The sequence below is a fragment of the Streptomyces sp. NPDC014656 genome (genome assembly GCF_043084305.1).
In the GTDB taxonomy this organism is placed as follows: Bacteria; Actinomycetota; Actinomycetes; order Streptomycetales; family Streptomycetaceae; genus Streptomyces.
This window is the reverse complement of the sequence record NZ_JBIBZN010000008.1, coordinates 281,264-297,245: the sequence shown is the minus strand read 5'-3', so window position 1 is coordinate 297,245 and position 15,982 is coordinate 281,264. Positions and strand designations below refer to the sequence as shown.

Sequence of the window (15,982 nt, the reverse complement as noted above, 5' to 3'; positions counted from 1 at the left end):
GGGACGGGGCTACCTCTTCACGCCGACCGCGTGGATCAGCTCCTGGGTGACCGTGCCGCCCTGGTCGTCGGCGGCCTCGGCGCGCAGCGAGACGGAGGCCGCGCCGGACGGGATCCGCAGCTCGCCGGTCCAGGAGGCGCCGTGGCGGGACTTCTTCAGGCCGACCTCGCGCCAGGTGGCGCCGTCGTCGTAGGAGACCTCCAGGCCGCCGGTGGCGATGGTGCCGGTGCCGGACGCGTCCTCGACGTACTGCGCGAAGATGCCGACCGGGATCCGGGAGCCGGCCCGGACGTCGCCGTACAGGTCGGTGTCGAGGTCGAAGCCGAGGTTGAGCATCGGCAGGTGGGTGACCCGGTCGGACGGGGTCTCGGCGGAGCGGACGGTCCACTCGGTGTGGCCCTTGGCGCCGAGCCGCCAGCGGGCCGGGTCGAGGGCGGTGTCGGTGACGACCTTGAAGGTGGCCTCCTCCGCCGGGGCGTCCCAGGCGTAGGCGCCGGAGCTCATCTTGCGGTCGACGCGGACCCCGTTCACGTACACCTCGGTGTACTGGGTCATGGTGTCGTCGCCCCACACGTCGCCGAAGCCGGTGTGGTCGGTGCCGGAGTCGCCCCAGCCGGGGGTGTTGAAGCGCAGGTCGTTGCCGGTGCGCTGCTGGCCCCAGCCGAGTCCGGTGCCGAGCCAGGGGTGCCACACGGGGCCGAACCAGTCGAGGCGGGCGGTGGAGCCGCCGCGGTAGACGGACCGGCCGCCGCGCTGCTCCAGGGAGGTGCCGAGGTCGACGGACTCGTGCCACTGCTGGCCGGTGCCGGTGGAGACGTACTCGGTGCGCTCGGCCGGGAAGCCGATCCACTCCTTGAAGCCGACGCCGATCGGGAAGGCGTCGGTGAGGGAGTAGCGGAACTCGCCGCCCAGTTCCTCGCGCCCGGTGGGGGCGCGGAAGGTGGAGCGGACGGTGGCGAGGTCGCGGTCGCCGGGGCGGTACACCAGGTCGGTGCCGACGCGGCCGGGGTGGCCCTCGGAGAGGTCGTAGACGTACGGGGTGAAGCGGGTGCCGGTGAGGTCGACGCGGGCGCCGCGGGCGGCGCCGGCGGCGAGACGGGCGGCGTCGGCGCGGTTCACGGTGGCGACGGCGAGCGGCCGGTCCTCGTAGCCCTCGGTGCCGAACCACTCCATCAGCCGGCCGGCGGCGTCGTCGGTGACGACCAGCGCCCGGGCGCCGGCGTCCTGGGCGGTCTGGGCGACCCCGGCCGGGTTCGCGCCGGGGGCGAGGCGGACGAGGACGGCCTTGCCGGTGACGTCCTTGCCCGCGTACTCGGCGGGGGTGCCGGTGCCCGCGTCGACGAGGCCGAGGCGGTGGCGGCCTTCGAGGAGGGCGGCGCCGGCCTGCGGGCGCAGGTCGGAGAGGCGGACGCCGCCGACGCTCCCCTCCAGGACGGGCTTGCCGAGCCGCCAGACCGTGCGGTACTCGAAGGAGCCGTTCGCGACGGGCGCGGTGGGCGCGGCGAAGAGCGAGTCGTAGGCCGGCGGGACCTGCACGATGTCGGTGTAGGAGACGCCGTTCGCCTCGCGGTCGTACTCCATGAGGAGCTGGCGGGTCTCGGTGCGCCGGTCGACCTCGGCGCGTATCTCGCGCAGCTGCCGGCCGTCGAGGGTGATCTCGCGGTCGCGGTCGAGGACGACCTCGGGGGCGGCCATGAAGGCGAGGCCGAGGGAGTCGGCGCCCCGGGAGCCGCGCACGTCGAGGAAGGTGTCGACGGTGTACGTGCCGGGCTGGAGGCGCAGTTCGACGGTGCCGGACTCGCCGACGGAGGCCGGGAAGGGGTCGTGGCCCGGGGCGAGGTTCCGCAGGCCGAGGCCGGCGGCGGCGGGGGCGCCGTCGCGGTCCTTGACGTGGACCGTGAGGGTGTAGCGCTCCTCCTCCTTGACCAGGCCGAGGGCGGTGCGGGCGACCGGGGTGCCGCCGGCGGTGGCGGTGATCCGGCCGGAGCTGGTGCCGACCGGGGCGGTGGCGCCGTCGCCGGTGACGGTGGTGCTCGCCGTGCCGCGGGCGGGGACGGTGAGGGTGGTGTCGGCGAGGGCGGCGGTGCCGGCGGGCATGCCCTCGACGGCGAGGTCCAGCTCGACGGGGGCGTCGGAGGCGTTGGTGTAGGTGACGGTCCTGGTGACCGGCTCGTTCGCCTCGTACGGCCAGGAGAAGAAGCCGAGGTCGGCGGAGCCGGTGGCGGTGACGTCCGCGGCGATGGCGGCGGCGACGTCGACGCGGCCCGCGCCGAGGTCGTACGCGGAGGCGTCGAGCGGCTTCGAGCTGGACATGAGGGCGTCCTTGAGGCGGGCGCCGGTCCAGTCGGGGTGCCGCTCGGCGAGGAGCGCGGCGACTCCGGCGACGTGCGGGGTCGCCATGGAGGTGCCGTTCATCGAGGTGTAGAGGCCGGTGCCCCCGGTGAGCTGGGAGCGGGCGGCGAGGATGCCGACGCCGGGCGCGGAGAGGTCCGGCTTGAGGGCCTGGTCGCGGTGGCGGGGGCCCTTGCTGGTGAAGTAGGCGGCCTCGTCGGCGGAGTCGACGGCGCCGACGGTGAGCGCGGAGTCGGCGGCGCCGGGCGAGCCGATGGTGCCGGGGGCGCCGGAGTTGCCGGCGGCGATGACGAAGAGGGCGCCGGTCTCGGCGGAGAGGGTGTTGACGGCCTGGGCCATCGGGTCGGTGCCGTCGCTGCCCTCCTGGGAGCCGAGGCTCATCGAGACGATCTTCGCGTCGATGTCCTTGGCGGCCCACTCCATGCCGGCGATGATCTCCGACTCGGAGCCGTAGCCCTCGTCGCTGAGGACCTTGCCGACGGCGAGGGTGGCGCCGGGGGCGACGCCCTTCTCCCTGCCGTCGGAGCCGGCGCCGCTGCCGCCGACGGTGGAGGCGACGTGGGTGCCGTGGCCGTTGCGGTCGGCGACCTCCTGGCCGGCGATGAAGGACTTCGACTCGCTGACGCGGCCGGCGAGGTCGGGGTGGGAGGCGTCGACGCCGGTGTCGAGGACGGCGACCTTGACGCCCTTGCCGGTGAGCCCGGCCTCCCAGGCCTTCGGGGTGCCGATCTGGGCGTTGGAGTCGGCCATGGCGGCCTTCACCCGGGCGTCGAGCCACACCTTGGCGGGCGCGGAGGTCCGTGCCTTCGGGGCGGTGAAGGACTCCCAGAAGGCGGCCGGGTCGGTCGCGGTGACGGCGGCGCCGCCGACGCTGGGCAGCGCGCGGACGGTCTCGGTGCCGCGCGGGGCGCCGAGCGCGGCGCGGGCGTTCTTCGTCCCGTACGTGACGATCAGCGGGAGTTCGCCGGTGAGGCCCTGCTCGACGAGGCCGGTGACGTCGAAGAGGCGCGGGTCGAGGGCGCCGGAGTCGAGGTGGGGGCGGGCCTCGTCGGGGACGACGGTGACCCGGCCGTCGGTGACCTGGGTGCGGACGGCTCCGGTGGCGCCCTTCGCCCGGTCGACGGTGACGGTCTGCCGGCCGTCGCCGAGCCCGGTGAGGGTGACCCGGTCGCCGGTGACGAGGGTGACGGTGGCGGAGGCGGCCGGGCCCTTGAAGGTGTCGGGCACGGCGGCGGCCGTGGCGCCCGGCGCGGCGGCGGTCTGCCCGGCCGAGAGCATCACGAGGGAGAGGCCGGCGGCGATCAGGCCGGCCCTTCCTCTGGTCAGCGGTGCGGTCATCGAACGGCTCCTCGCGGACCCGGGGTTCGGGGGTGGTGGTTCCGGATCCGCGAGGAGTCTGGTCGCTCGGAGGGGAGTTGACGCCCCTCCCAGCTGGCGGCTATCTGCCGTGGCGGCCACCCGCCAGGAGGGCGAAGACGGTTCAGGACGGGAGAGTCCGGGACGCTCCGGAAGCGCTTTCCGGCGGTCCGGTCCGACTCGGGGCGGCGACCCGGTCCGGCTCGGGGCTGCGGATCGGTCCGGATCAGGACCGCGACCCGGCCCGGCTCAAGGCCGCGACCCGGCCCGGCTCAAGGCCGCGACCCGATCCGGATCGGGGCTGCGGATCGGTCCGGATCAGGACCGCGCCCCGGCCCGGCTCAGGACCGCGACCCGGCCCGGCTCAAGGCCGCGACCCGATCCGGATCGGGGCTGCGGATCGGTCCGGATCGGGGCCGCGCCCCGGCCCGGCTCAGGACCGCGACCGGGTCCGGCTCAGGGCTGCGGGTCGTGGGCGTCGTAGCGGCGGAAACCGCGGGCGTACAGCGCGAACACCCCGACGGCGAGGACGCAGAGGAGTCCGCCGCCGGTGATGGCGACCACCGGCGAGGTGAGGTCGGCGACGGAGCCGGCCACGAAGTCGCCGAGCCGGGGCCCGCCCGCGACGACCACGATGAAGACGCCCTGGAGCCGGCCGCGCATCTTGTCGGGGGCGGCGACCTGCATCATCGTGTTCCGGAAGATCATCGACGAGGTGTCGGCGTAGCCCGCGGCGGCGAGGCAGAGCAGTCCGATCCAGAGGTTGCGGCTCAGGCCGAAGGCGGCGATCGCGAGGCCCCAGGCTGCGACGGCGATGAGGATGGCCTGCCCGTGGTGGCGGATCCGGCCCTGCCAGCCGGAGACCACCCCGCCGAGCAGCGCGCCGAACGCGGGCGCGGCGACGAGGAGTCCGGTGGTCTTGGCGTCGCCGCCGAACCACAGGACGGCGACGGCCGGGAAGAGCGCCTTGGGCTGGGCGAGGATCATCGCGAAGAGGTCGGAGACGAAGGTCGCGCGCAGGTTGGGCCGGGTGCCGAGGAAGCGCAGCCCGTCGAGGACGGAGGCCCTCTCCCGAGCTCTCGGCTTCGCCTGGGCAGGGGGGACCCCCGTGGCGCCGGCGCGCTCGGGCGGCATGGAGGGCAGCCGCCACATCGCGTACAGGCTCGCGGAGAAGGCGAGGGCGTCGATGGTGTAGGCGGTCTGGTAGCCGGCGAAGCCCACGATCACGCCGCCGAGGCTGGGGCCGGCGAGGGTGCCGAAGGTCATCACCATGGAGTTGAGCGCGTTGGCGGCGCGCAGCTGCTCCGGCGGGATGAGCCGGGGGATCATCGCGCTGCGGGCGGGCGAGTTGAGGGCGCCGCAGACGGCCTGGAGGGCGACGATCGCGTAGAGGAACCAGACGCGGTGGAAGCCCGCGAAGGCGGCCGCGGCGAGCGCGGCGGAGAGGACGGCGGCGCCGGTGGCGCCCACGAGCCCGAGGGCGCGCCGGTCGACGGTGTCGGCGATCGCCCCGCCGTAGAGGCCGAAGACGACGAGCGGGACGAGCGAGAAGAGGCCGACGAGGCCGACCGAGAAGGCCGAGCCGGTGATGTCGTACACCTGGAGGGAGATCGCCAGGGCGGTCATGCCCTGGCCGACCCAGGAGACGGTGCTGCCGAACCAGAGGCGGCGGTAGTCGGCGGAGGTGCGCAGCGGGGTGAGGTCGGCGAAGATCCGCCGCTTCTCCTCCTCCCGCGGCGCCCGCGAGGGCTGGACGGCGCTCACGCGGCGGCCGCGGCGAGGTCGTAGCTCAGCTCGGGGCGGTCCCAGTGGACGCGGCCGGCGGCGGCGACGGTGCCGGTGCGGCGGGCGCCGGTGCGCAGGTAGAACTCCTCGGCGGGCGGGTGGGCGACGACCCGGACGGCGGTGAGCCCGGCGGCGCGGGCCTCGCCGGCCATGTGCTCCATCAGCAGGCGTCCGATGCCGAGCCCCTGGGCGCCGTCGGCGACGAAGGCGAGGTCGAGCTCGGCCTCGTCGAGGAGGAGCGCGTAGAAGCCGAGGACGCGGCCGTCGGCGTCGACGGCGGCGTGGACCGGGTGGTGCTCGATGTAGGCGCCGCCGACCCGGTAGCCGTCGACCATGGCGGCGTAGGGCCCCCGGTAGGCGGAGGAGCCGCGGACGAGCCGGGTCAGCCGTCTGGAGTCGGCGGCGGTGGCGCGGCGGATGGTGATCTCGGACATGGGCGAAGTATAGGGACGGCCTCTGGGTCCGGCCCTTACATTTTCCCGGCGGGCACTCTCCGTGAAGGGCCGGTGGCGGTCAGCCGCAGGCGGGGCGCAGGGCGTCGGGGTCGATGCCGTCGAGCCGGGCGGCGAGGGCGCCGAGGCGCTCGCGCAGGTCGCCGATCTCGGCGAGGTCGAGCCCGGTGGCGGCGGCGATCCGGCGGGGCACGCCGAGGGCCCGCTCGCGCAGGGCGGCGCCCGCCCCGGTGACCCGGGCGGTGACGGACCGCTCGTCCTCCGCGCTGCGCCTGCGCTCCACGTATCCGGCCGCCTCCAGCCGCTTGAGCAGCGGCGACAGGGTGCCGGAGTCGAGCCGCAGCCGCTCCCCGATCCCCTTCACGGGCAGTTCGCCGTGCTCCCAGAGGACGAGCATGACGAGGTACTGGGGGTAGGTGAGCCCGAGCCCCTTGAGCGCCTCGCGGTAGACGCCGTTGAAGGCGCGGGCGGCGGCGTGGAGCGAGAAGCAGATCTGCCGGTCGAGGCGGAGGAACTCCTCGTCGGGGAGGGTGTCGAGCGCGTCCATGGAACCAGGATACAAGGGACACTCGCGCGCCATTGAGTTGTGCACAACTGAATAGTGCGCTACTAATAGATCCACGGGCCGCGCCACCGGGCCCCACCCCGCACCACCCCTCAGGGAAGGACCCCCATGGACGCCATCTACACCGCCGTCGCCACCGCCAACGGCCGCGAGGGCCGCGCCGTCAGCTCCGACGGCCACATCGACCTCCCCCTCGCCCACCCCCAGGCCCTCGGCGGCAACGGTCAGGGCACCAACCCCGAGCAGCTCTTCGCCGCCGGCTACGCGGCCTGCTTCGCCAGCGCCATGGGCGTCGTCGCCCGCCAGGAGAAGATCGACATCTCCGAGGCGTCCGTCACCGCCGAGGTCTCCATCGGCAAGGACGCCGCCGACGGCGGCTTCGGTCTCGCCGTCGTCATGCGCGCCGAGTTCCCCGACCACCTCCAGGGCGAGGCCGGCCGCGCCCTCCTGGAGAAGACCCACGCCTTCTGCCCCTACTCCAAGGCCACCCGCGGCAACATCACCGTCGACCTCGTCGTCGAGTAGTCCGCCGCCCCCGTCACGGACGCCCGGGCGGCCCGCGGTCCGGCCGCCGACTGATTCGGCCGGATCCGGGGGAGGAACCCGTCGAACAGGGTGGCGACGCCTCCGGAGCTCGCCCTACCCTGGACGACAGGGCGACGGCGCCCGTACTGCCCATGCGCGATCGGGAGTTGGGGACACACCGGAGCCGTGACGGGGGGGCTTTTGTACGACGAGGGCCACGGCGCTCACGCGTCGGATCTCACGCGTGAGCTCGTCGACCAGCTGTGCGCGGTGCCGGGTCTGGAGACCACGGACGGCCGCGGCCTCCTCATCGACACCCTGGCGGACCAGTTACCCGAGGCCGCCAACATCCCCCGTCACAACCGGCTCAGGCCCGGCGTCCTGGAGATCGTCCGGTTCTGCCGGCGCGAACCGGGCGGGCTGCACGAACTGGCCGCGGCCCTCGCCCTGTACGACCCCGGCTCCGGCCCCGCGCTCCAGGTCCGCGGACTGATCGCCGCCGCCCCGCCCGCGGCGGTGCTCCCCGCCCTGCCCGACTCCGAGCACCTCGTCGTCACCGGCCTGCTCGACCGCGTCCGGCACCTCGACGCGCACGGCCTCCTGTACGCCGCGGCGGACGGACTCCCACTGCCCCTGCACCCCGTCGCGACCCTCGGCGAGGCCTTCGCCTTCCTCGCCCGGGCCAACACCCGCCCCGACGGGCTGCTCCCCACCATGGTCCTGGTCGAGCACGTGGCCGCCGGACTCGACGGCCGCGGCCCGGCCGACGCGCAGACCGCCGCCGCCCTGCGCGAATGGAACGACGTCCAGGCGAAGAAGCTCGAACGGCGCCGCGCCCTGGAGGCCGTACGGACCGCGCTCGCCGGGGAGCCCCCGGCACAACCCGCGCCCGCCTGCGTCGTTGTCCAGTTGTGCAGAAGCGGAATGCACCCGGACCGGTACCTGCTGTCCCACTGGCGGCAGATGAGGCCGGGCCCCTGGCGCCCGGAGCGCGGCGAGGACCGGCTGGTCACCCTCGACGAGGTGCCCGCGGCCGTGGAGCGGCTGCTCCAGCGGGCCGAACAGGACTGGGCCCGGCAGCCCGGACGGCCCGTCCTCGAGTTCGTGCTCCCCGTCAACCTGCTGAACGAACCGATGGAGTGGTTCCCGGTCGCCTTCCGGCCCGCCGCCTCCACCGCCCTCTGCCTCACCTACCCCGTCGTCCTGCGCAGCCTGGAGCGGATGCGGGCCACCGAGTTCCACCGGCGCTGGCACAACCGCTGGCAGCAGGCGCTGGACAGCCCCGACACCGCCTGCCACTGGGACACGGCGGGCAGCAGGGGCCACGACCGCGAGCAGTGGACCAGCACCCTCACCGCCGACGAGCGCTTCGTCTCCGTCGCCCTCAGCGCCCCGCCGCTGCCGGAGGACCGGGACCGGGACGGCAGCCAGGCGTCCCTGATCGACGCCCTGTACGCGGGAGTTCCGATGGCGGTCTGGGACCGGCGGCCCACGGCCCCCGCCGACTTCCGCAAGCGGGCCAAGCGGCTTCTGGCCGGCAGGCCCATCGAACTGCCGCAGCGGGTGCACCAGTTGCGCAAGGACGCGGCCACCGCCGCCGCCGGGAAGCGGGACGCCCACGTGGGACGGCACCTCGCCGTCCTCTTCGACGACCCCAACCGGCTCGTGGACTGGTCCGGTTCGCCCGGACCGGACCCCGGGAGCGCCCGCGGCGGACACCACGAGGAGGGGGAGACATGAGCGGCGTCCACCACCCGGTCGAGAACGGCCGGAACGCCGGACCCGTCACCAGCCGCAGCTGGTGGATCTACCGGGGCACCGGGCGGCCGCTGGCCGACATCCGGCTGGGCGACGTGCTGCCGAAGCCGCCCGGCTGGCGGACCTTCGACGGCGGGCCCGTCCTGCCCCCGGTCCCGGCGGCCAGCGCCGAGACCGACCGCCGGCTCGGCCGCGCGGGCCGCGCCACCCCGCGGCAGGACGCGCACGACATCGACCTGGTCAACACCGCGCTGCTGCTCCGCCGGCCGCTCCTGGTGACCGGCCGCCCCGGCATCGGCAAGTCCACGCTGGCCTACCTGGTCGCCCGCGAGCTGGGCCTCGGGCGGGTCCTGCACTGGGGCATCACCTCGCGCAGCACCCTGCGCTCCGGCCTGTACGAGTACGACGCCATCGGCCGCGCCCAGGCATCGCTGGGGCACCTCCGGCCGCCCGGCGTCCCCGCCCCTGCCCCCTCCCCCTCCCCCGAGGTGCCGGCCCGGGACGGCGGCGCTCCCGGCCCCGCACCGGAGCCCGAACCCGCCGCCCGGATCGGCGACTTCGTGCGGCTCGGCCCGCTCGGCACGGCCCTGCTGCCCTACGAGCTGCCGCGCGTGCTGCTCATCGACGAGCTGGACAAGAGCGACATCGACCTGCCCAACGACCTCCTCCACGTCCTCGACAACGGCACGTACGCGATCCCCGAACTGGTCCGCGCCCGCCGCCAGGAGCCGGTCTCCCACGTGCACACCGACGACCCCGAGGGCACCGTCCCCGTGGTGGACGGCCAGGTCCGCTGCCGGGCCTTCCCCTTCATCGTCATCACCAGCAACGGCGAGCGGCAGTTCCCGCCGGCCTTCCTCCGCCGCTGCGTCCGGCTCGACGTCTCGCCGCCCCGCGAGGACCAGCTGGCCGCCATGATCACGGCCCACTTCAAGGACCAGGGAGGGCGCCACGACGCGCTCATCCGGGAGTTCGTGGAGCGCAGCCGGGACCACGGCGGACTCGCCGCCGACCAGCTGCTCAGCGCCGTCTACCTGCGCTCGGCGGGCGTCCGGGGCGACGACAAGGCCTGGGACGAGCTGCTGGACGCCCTCTGGCGACGCCTTTCGGGGGCACCCTGATGGACGACGACGACACCCGCTCGCTCCCCGAGCCCTTCGAGGTGGCGGAGGCGCTGTGGCTGCACGCCTACCAGACCCTCGCCGCCCCGCTCACCCCGTCCACCGAGCCCCCGCAGACCCGGCCGAAGACCCCGCCCGAGCTGGTCGATCCGCCCCCGCGGACCGACGACGCCGAGGAGGACGGCCGCCCCCACCGCCCGTACCCCGGCCCGGCCGGCGGCCCGGCCGTCCACCCGCCCGGGCCGCCCGGGCCGCCGGGTCCGCCGGGTCCTCCCGGTCAGTCCGGCACGTCCCCGCCGGACTCCCCCGGGCGGCTGCCCCCCTCGGCCCTCGCCACGACCCTCGACGGCGGCCCCCTCGGCGCCCGGGCGGCGGCCGAGCCGCTGCCCGACCTGCGCGACGCGCCGGGCATCGGCCGCCGGCTGAGGCCGCTGAGACAGGTGGTGCCGTCCCCGACCGAGGTCGAACTGGACGAGGAGGCCACCGTCGAACGCGCCGCCGAGGACGGCCTGTGGCTGCCCCGCACCCGGCCGGTCGGCGAGCGCCGCTTCGACCTGGTGCTGGTGGTGGACGACCACGCGACCATGGCGATCTGGGAGCAGACGGTCGCCGAGTTCACCGCCGTGGCCGAGCAGCTGGGCGCCTTCCGGGACGTCCGGATCCGCCGCCTCGGTCTGCGCGGGACCCCGGACGGCGGCGAGGCCGTGCTCCGCGGCCCGCACCCCGGCCGGGGCGCCGACGCGGACCCCGCCGAACTCGTGGACCGCACCGGCCGCCGGATCGTCCTCGTCCTCACCGACGCCCTCGGCCCGCTGTGGCGGACGGGCGCCGGCCAGGCGGCGCTGGAGCTGTGGGCGGCGGCCGGACCCGCCGCCGTCGTCCACCTCCTCTCCCAGCGGGACTGGCACCGCACCGCCCTCACCCCCTGGCGGGTACGGCTCCACAGCCCGCGCCCCGCGGCCCGCAACAGCGAACTGGCCGTGCGCTTCCCGCCCGAGGAGCGCGACCCCTTCGACCCGCCGCCCGCCACCTGGCGGGTCCCGGTCCCCGTCCTCGAACTGAACGCCGACTGGCTGGGCCGCTGGGCCTCGCTCGTGGCCGGGGACGCCACCGGCTGGATCCCGGCCTCCGTCCTGCTGCTCGGCGCGCCCGCGCGGACCGCGCCGGAGCCCGCCGAACCGCCCGCCACCACTCCCGCGCCGACCGTGCAGGAGCGCCTCCGCCGCTTCCGCAGCCACGCCACGCCCACCGCCTTCCGGCTGGCGACCCACCTGGCCGCCGCCGTCCTCGACCCGCTGCTGGTCCGGGACGTGCGGCGGCGGCTGGTGCCCGAGGCCCAACCGGTGCACGTGGCCGAGCTGTTCCTCAGCGGACTCGTCGAGGAGCCGCCGCGGGCCGAGCCGGCCGCACCGGCCCTCCCGGCGGCGCTCGACTTCGTCGCCGGGGCCCGCGAGGCGCTCCTGGCCGGCGCCATGCGCGCGGACACCGCGCGGGTGGCCCGCTCGGTGGCCGACTTCTTCGGCGACCGCTCCGAGGCGGCGCGGGGGCTGGGCGGCGCCCTGCTCACGCCCGACTCGACGCCCGTCCCCGACCCGACGACGGAGAGCACGCCCTTCCTCCGCGTCGAACTGGCGGTCCTGCGGGCCCTGTCCGGCCCCTACCTCAACCGGGCCAACCGGATCAGCGCCGCCCTGGAGGGCGATGCCACGGGAGTGTCCGTCGCAAAGGGCGCTTCCCCTTTGGTCCAGAATGCCCCCGACACCCCCGTAGATCCCGACATGGACGGCCAATCGATGACCGACATCGCCAGTCAGCACCCGACCGAGGACGCAGCGACCGTGAACGGCTCCTCGGGCCGGCCGATCCCGGCACCGGCCTCCGACGGACGGCAGGGCGGTGACACCCCCGCCCCGGGCGGCCCCGCCCCCGCCACGGGCACCCCGTCGACCGCCACCCCGGCCGCCGGCACACCGGTCCCCGGCGGCACCGGCGTCCCCGGGCCGTCCTCGTCCCGGACCGGCCAGCAGCCGCGCGTCCCCGTCCCCGCCGTCTGGGGCAACGTCCCGCCGCACAACCCCAACTTCGTCGGCCGTGAGGACCTGCTCGCCCAGGTGCGCCACCAGCTCCTCACCGGCGACACCTCGGCGGTGCTGCCGCACGCGCTGCACGGCATGGGCGGTGTCGGGAAGTCGCAGATCGCCATCGAGTACGTCTACCGGTACGCGCGCGACTACGACGTCGTCTGGTGGATCCCGTCCGAACAGCCCACGATGATCCTGACCGCGCTCACCGAACTCGCCCAGCGGATGGGCCTGAACGTGGGCAGCGAGGCCAACCAGGCCGTCCCCGCCGTCCGCGAGGCGCTGCGCCGCGGCGTGCCGTACGAACGCTGGCTGCTGGTCTTCGACAACGCCGAGAACGTCGAGGCGGTCCGCCCCTACTTCCCCACCGGCGGCACCGGCAAGATCCTCATCACCTCCCGGAACCAGGAGTGGGACCGGGTGGCCAGGACGCTGTCCGTCGACATCTTCACCCGCGAGGAGAGCAAGGCGCTGCTGCGCCGGCGCGCCCGCGACCTGACCGACGGGGACGCCGACCAGCTGGCCGAGGCCCTGGGCGACCTCCCGCTCGCCATCGAGCAGGCCGCCGCCTGGCAGGCCGTCACCGGCATGGCGGTCCCCGACTACCTGCGGCTGATCAACGACAAGATCGCCGAGCTGATGCGCGAACTCGTGCCCTCGCCGGACTACCCGATGTCGGTGGCCGCCGCCTGGGACGTCTCGCTGCGCCAGCTCGAACAGCGCAACCCGGCCGCGCTCCAGCTCCTCCAGGTCTGCTCCTTCTTCGCCCCCGAGCCGATCTCCCGCACCCTCTTCAACAACTCGCGGTCCACCACCATCGCGCCCGAGCTCGACGACGCCCTGCGCGACCCGATCCGGCTCAGCCGGGCCATCCGCGAGATCAACGTCTACGCCCTGGCCCGCATCGAGCACCGCCACAACACCATCCAGCTGCACCGGCTGGTCCAGGCCGTGCTGGTCAACCGCATGTCCCCGCAGCAGCAGGCGGACATGCGGCACGGCGCGCACCTCCTGCTCGCCGACGCCAACCCGAACAACCCCGCCTCCCGCCAGCTCTGGCCCCGCTACCAGGAGCTGCTGCCGCACGTGACGGGCTCGCGGGCGGTGGAGTGCGAGGACCCGTGGGTGCGCCGGCTGATCCTCGGCATGGTGGAGTTCCTCCACACCTGGGGCGACCACGCGGGCGCCGCGGCCATGGCGCGCGAGGCCCTGCGGGTCTGGACCGCGAAGTTCGGCGCCGAGGACCAGCAGACCCTCCAGATGGCGAAGTGGCTGGCCTTCGTGCTGCGCGCGCTCGGCGAGTACGAGGAGGCCGCGGCGATGATGCAGCGCACGGCCGACACGTACGTCCGCACGATGGGCGAGGACCACGAGGGCACCCTCGACGCCCTGATCCAGCTCACCAGCGGACTGCGGCTGCGGGCCGAGATGGCCCGCGGCCTGGAGATCGACCGGTCGGTGTACGAGCGCTCGCTGCGGGCCTTCGGCGAGGAGGACCCGGCCACCCTGCGCGCCGCCCACAACCTCGGCATCGGGCTGCGGCTGATGGGCCTGTACGAGGAGGCCCGCGCGTACGACACGGAGACCGCCCGGCTGCGCGCGCTGCACCTCGGCGAGAACCACGCCACCACCCTGAACACGCTCAACGGCCTGTCCATCGACATCCGCGAGACCGGCGACTACCTGGAGGCCGTGGTCCGCCAGGAGGACGTGCACGCCCGGCAGGCCGCCGCCTTCGGCGAGGACAACCCCACCACCCTCGGCTTCGCGCGCGTCCTCGCCGTGTGCCGCCGCCGCGCCGGCGACCACGAGGGGGCGCTCGCCCTGGCCGAGACGGTGTGGTCGAAGTTCGTCGACCGGTACGGCCCCGACCACCCGCACTCCGTCGCCTGCGCCGCCAACCTCGTCGTGGACCTGCGCCAGGACGGGCAGCTGCGGCGGTCCCGGGAACTGGCGGAGGCGACCGTCGGGCGGTACACGGCGAAGCTCGGCCCCGCCCACCCGTACACCCTGGCGGCCCGGGTCAACCTCGCCCTGACGCTGCGCCACCTCGGGGACCTGGAGGCCACCCGGGAGCAGCTGGACACGGCGCTGCCGGGGCTGCGCGAGGCGCTGGGCGAGACGCACGTCCTCGCCCTCACCGCGGCCGTCGGCACGGGCAGCCTGCTCGCCGCGGAGGAGCGGCACGAGGAGGCGCTGGAGCTGGACCTGCGCACCCTGGAGCAGCTGCGGAGCGTCCTCGGCCCGACCCACCCGACCACGCTCGCCTGCGCCACGAACGTGGTCCTGGACCTGCGGGCGCTGGGCCGGGACGCCGAGGCGACGGCCCTGCACACCGAGACGCTGGCGCACTTCCGGTCGCGGCTCGGCGAGGACCACCCGGCGACGGTCGCCTCGGCGAGCGGCCGGCGCGCGGACGTGGACATCGCGCCGGTGCCGTTCTAGCCCCGGTCACGGGAGAGCCGGCCGGCCCCTGGAGGGGTCCGGCCGGCTCTCCCGTGCCGCGCGGGGGTCTCAGGCCCGGGGCGCGGGCTCGCCGCCCGGCGACGGCAGCGGCCCCGGGTCCTGGACGGGCTCCGGGCCGGACCAGATCTCCGGGGTGCTCCCGCCGGCGCGATGGCCCTCGCGCGGGGCGGGCAGCGCGTCGGACGGGTGCCGCAGGAGCCGGATCAGCGGCCCGGCGGCGGCCGTGGTGACCAGCGCCATGACGACCAGCAGGGCGTACAGCCGGGGGCCGATCACCCCGGCCTGGAGTCCGACGTCGAGCACGATCAGTTCGGTGAGGCCCCGGGTGTTGAGCAGGACGCCGATCAGCAGGGACTCGCGCCAGGGCAGCCGCCCCGCGCGGGCTGCGAGCGTGCCGGAGGCCACCTTGCCGACCACCGCGGCGGCGATTATCACCGCCAGGAGCAGCAGGTCGGAGGCGTGCAGTCCGTCGAGCGCGACGGCCATGCCGGAGACGGCGAAGAACACCGGCAGCAGCAGGCCGCCGGTGTCCTGGAGCGGGCGGAGCAGCCGTCCGTCCGGGGAGCCGTCGGGCCTGCGGGGCATGATCACGCCGGCGAGCAGCGCGCCGAAGATGACGTGCAGGCCGAGGGCGCTGGTGGCCCAGGCGGAGGCGAGGGCGACGGTGACGGCGACGGGGACCTGGCGGGAGACGGGGGTGCCGGGCCGGCCGATCCAGCGCGCCATCAGGGGGCGCACCGCGAAGAGCATGACCAGCACGTAGAGGACGAGCAGGGCGGCCCCGACGCCCCACTCCCGGGCCGGTCCGTGCGCGCCGCCGACGAGGACGACGGCGAGGACGGGCCAGCTCAGCGCGTCGATGACGCCCGCGGAGGCCATCGCGACGGTGCCCGGCCTGGTCCCGGCGAGGCCCTGGTCCTTGATGATGCTGGCCAGCACGGGGACGGCCGTGATCGACAGGGCGATCGCCATGTAGAGGACGAAGGCCGGGTCGATGGGCCGGCCCCCGTTGGCGGCGGCGAAGGAGCCCGGCAGGAGCAGCACGATCCCGGCGCCCAGCAGCATGGGGACGACGAAGCCGCTCAGGGAGACGGTGGTCACGGAGCGTTGCCCCCGGAGCATTCCGAGGTCGAGTTCGTAACCGACGGCGAAGAGGAAGAAGACGAGCGCCACTTGGGCGAGGGCGGTCAGGACGGGCTGGATCTCGGACGGGAAGAGCGTCTCGTACACTCCGCCGGGGACCAGTCCGAGGAGACTCGGACCCAGTGCGATTCCGGCGAACAGCTGTCCCACCACCGGGGGTTGGCCGAGTCTTCGGACCAGCGCGCCGAGGGCGTGGGAGGCGGCGACGACGACCGCGAGGGCCGCGACGACGTGCGTGATGACGGAATCCGAACTCACCGGCGATCCCCTTCCGGCCCGCCTCCCGCTGGGGCAAGGCCCCTACGGAGTGTAGCGGCCCGGGAGGCAAGTGACCTATCGTGGAAGCCGTTTGGCGTATGCCGCCTCGGACGGGGGGTC

At 75.1% G+C, this 15,982-nt stretch carries 9 protein-coding genes; 4 read left to right on the top strand and 5 right to left on the bottom strand.

The window, feature by feature from the left end; genetic code table 11:
* Positions 1–9: 9 nt before the first annotated feature.
* The 4 genes from ACF1ED_RS20420 to ACF1ED_RS20405 all read right to left on the bottom strand — a co-directional run bounded on the left by ACF1ED_RS20420 (position 10) and on the right by ACF1ED_RS20405 (position 6,492).
* On the bottom strand, positions 10–3,690 hold the full coding sequence (locus tag ACF1ED_RS20420; RefSeq protein WP_391762314.1) for a S8 family serine peptidase: 3,681 nt from the start codon (positions 3,688–3,690) through the stop codon (positions 10–12).
* A 474-nt stretch (positions 3,691–4,164) separates the two neighbouring features.
* Positions 4,165–5,472 carry an MFS transporter gene (locus ACF1ED_RS20415; RefSeq protein ID WP_391762312.1) on the bottom strand — a complete coding sequence of 436 codons (1,308 nt, stop codon included), beginning with the start codon at positions 5,470–5,472 and terminating at the stop codon, positions 4,165–4,167.
* Positions 5,469–5,927 carry a GNAT family N-acetyltransferase gene (locus ACF1ED_RS20410; protein WP_391762310.1) on the bottom strand — a complete coding sequence of 153 codons (459 nt, stop codon included), beginning with the start codon at positions 5,925–5,927 and terminating at the stop codon, positions 5,469–5,471. Before ACF1ED_RS20410 ends, ACF1ED_RS20415 begins: the two co-directional genes overlap by 4 nt.
* 79 nt (positions 5,928–6,006) lie before the next feature.
* A complete protein-coding gene (locus ACF1ED_RS20405; protein WP_391762308.1) occupies positions 6,007–6,492 on the bottom strand; it encodes a MarR family winged helix-turn-helix transcriptional regulator in 486 nt (161 codons plus the stop codon).
* A 126-nt stretch (positions 6,493–6,618) separates the two neighbouring features.
* Here ACF1ED_RS20405 and ACF1ED_RS20400 point away from each other — a divergent pair, with 126 nt between their 5' ends.
* The 4 genes from ACF1ED_RS20400 (at position 6,619) to fxsT (ending at position 14,440) form a co-directional block, all read left to right on the top strand.
* Entirely contained in the window at positions 6,619–7,035 is a 417-nt protein-coding gene (locus tag ACF1ED_RS20400) for an organic hydroperoxide resistance protein (RefSeq protein ID WP_391762306.1), read from the top strand.
* A gap of 186 nt (positions 7,036–7,221) precedes the next feature.
* A complete protein-coding gene (locus ACF1ED_RS20395; protein WP_391762304.1) occupies positions 7,222–8,775 on the top strand; it encodes a hypothetical protein in 1,554 nt (517 codons plus the stop codon).
* Positions 8,772–9,914 carry a MoxR family ATPase gene (locus ACF1ED_RS20390; RefSeq protein WP_391762302.1) on the top strand — a complete coding sequence of 381 codons (1,143 nt, stop codon included), beginning with the start codon at positions 8,772–8,774 and terminating at the stop codon, positions 9,912–9,914. Before ACF1ED_RS20395 ends, ACF1ED_RS20390 begins: the two co-directional genes overlap by 4 nt.
* Complete coding sequence (gene fxsT / locus ACF1ED_RS20385) at positions 9,914–14,440, top strand: FxSxx-COOH system tetratricopeptide repeat protein (RefSeq protein WP_391762300.1); 4,527 nt, start codon at positions 9,914–9,916, stop codon at positions 14,438–14,440. Before ACF1ED_RS20390 ends, fxsT begins: the two co-directional genes overlap by 1 nt.
* Positions 14,441–14,509: 69 nt before the next feature.
* Here the strand turns inward: fxsT and ACF1ED_RS20380 are convergent, their stop codons facing one another.
* Positions 14,510–15,862: a cation:proton antiporter gene (locus ACF1ED_RS20380; protein WP_391762298.1), complete on the bottom strand. Its 1,353-nt coding sequence runs from the start codon at positions 15,860–15,862 to the stop codon at positions 14,510–14,512.
* Positions 15,863–15,982 lie beyond the last annotated feature (120 nt).

Bases quoted from the DNA above. Each gene is read 5' to 3' on its own strand.
- ACF1ED_RS20420 (WP_391762314.1), bottom strand. From the start codon at position 3,690: ATGACCGCACCGCTGACCAGAGGAAGGGCCGGCCTGATCGCCGCCGGC.
- ACF1ED_RS20410 (WP_391762310.1), bottom strand. From the start codon at position 5,927: ATGTCCGAGATCACCATCCGCCGCGCCACCGCCGCCGACTCCAGACGG.
- ACF1ED_RS20405 (WP_391762308.1), bottom strand. From the start codon at position 6,492: ATGGACGCGCTCGACACCCTCCCCGACGAGGAGTTCCTCCGCCTCGAC.
- ACF1ED_RS20400 (WP_391762306.1), top strand. From the start codon at position 6,619: ATGGACGCCATCTACACCGCCGTCGCCACCGCCAACGGCCGCGAGGGC.
- ACF1ED_RS20390 (WP_391762302.1), top strand. From the start codon at position 8,772: ATGAGCGGCGTCCACCACCCGGTCGAGAACGGCCGGAACGCCGGACCC.
- fxsT (WP_391762300.1), top strand. From the start codon at position 9,914: ATGGACGACGACGACACCCGCTCGCTCCCCGAGCCCTTCGAGGTGGCG.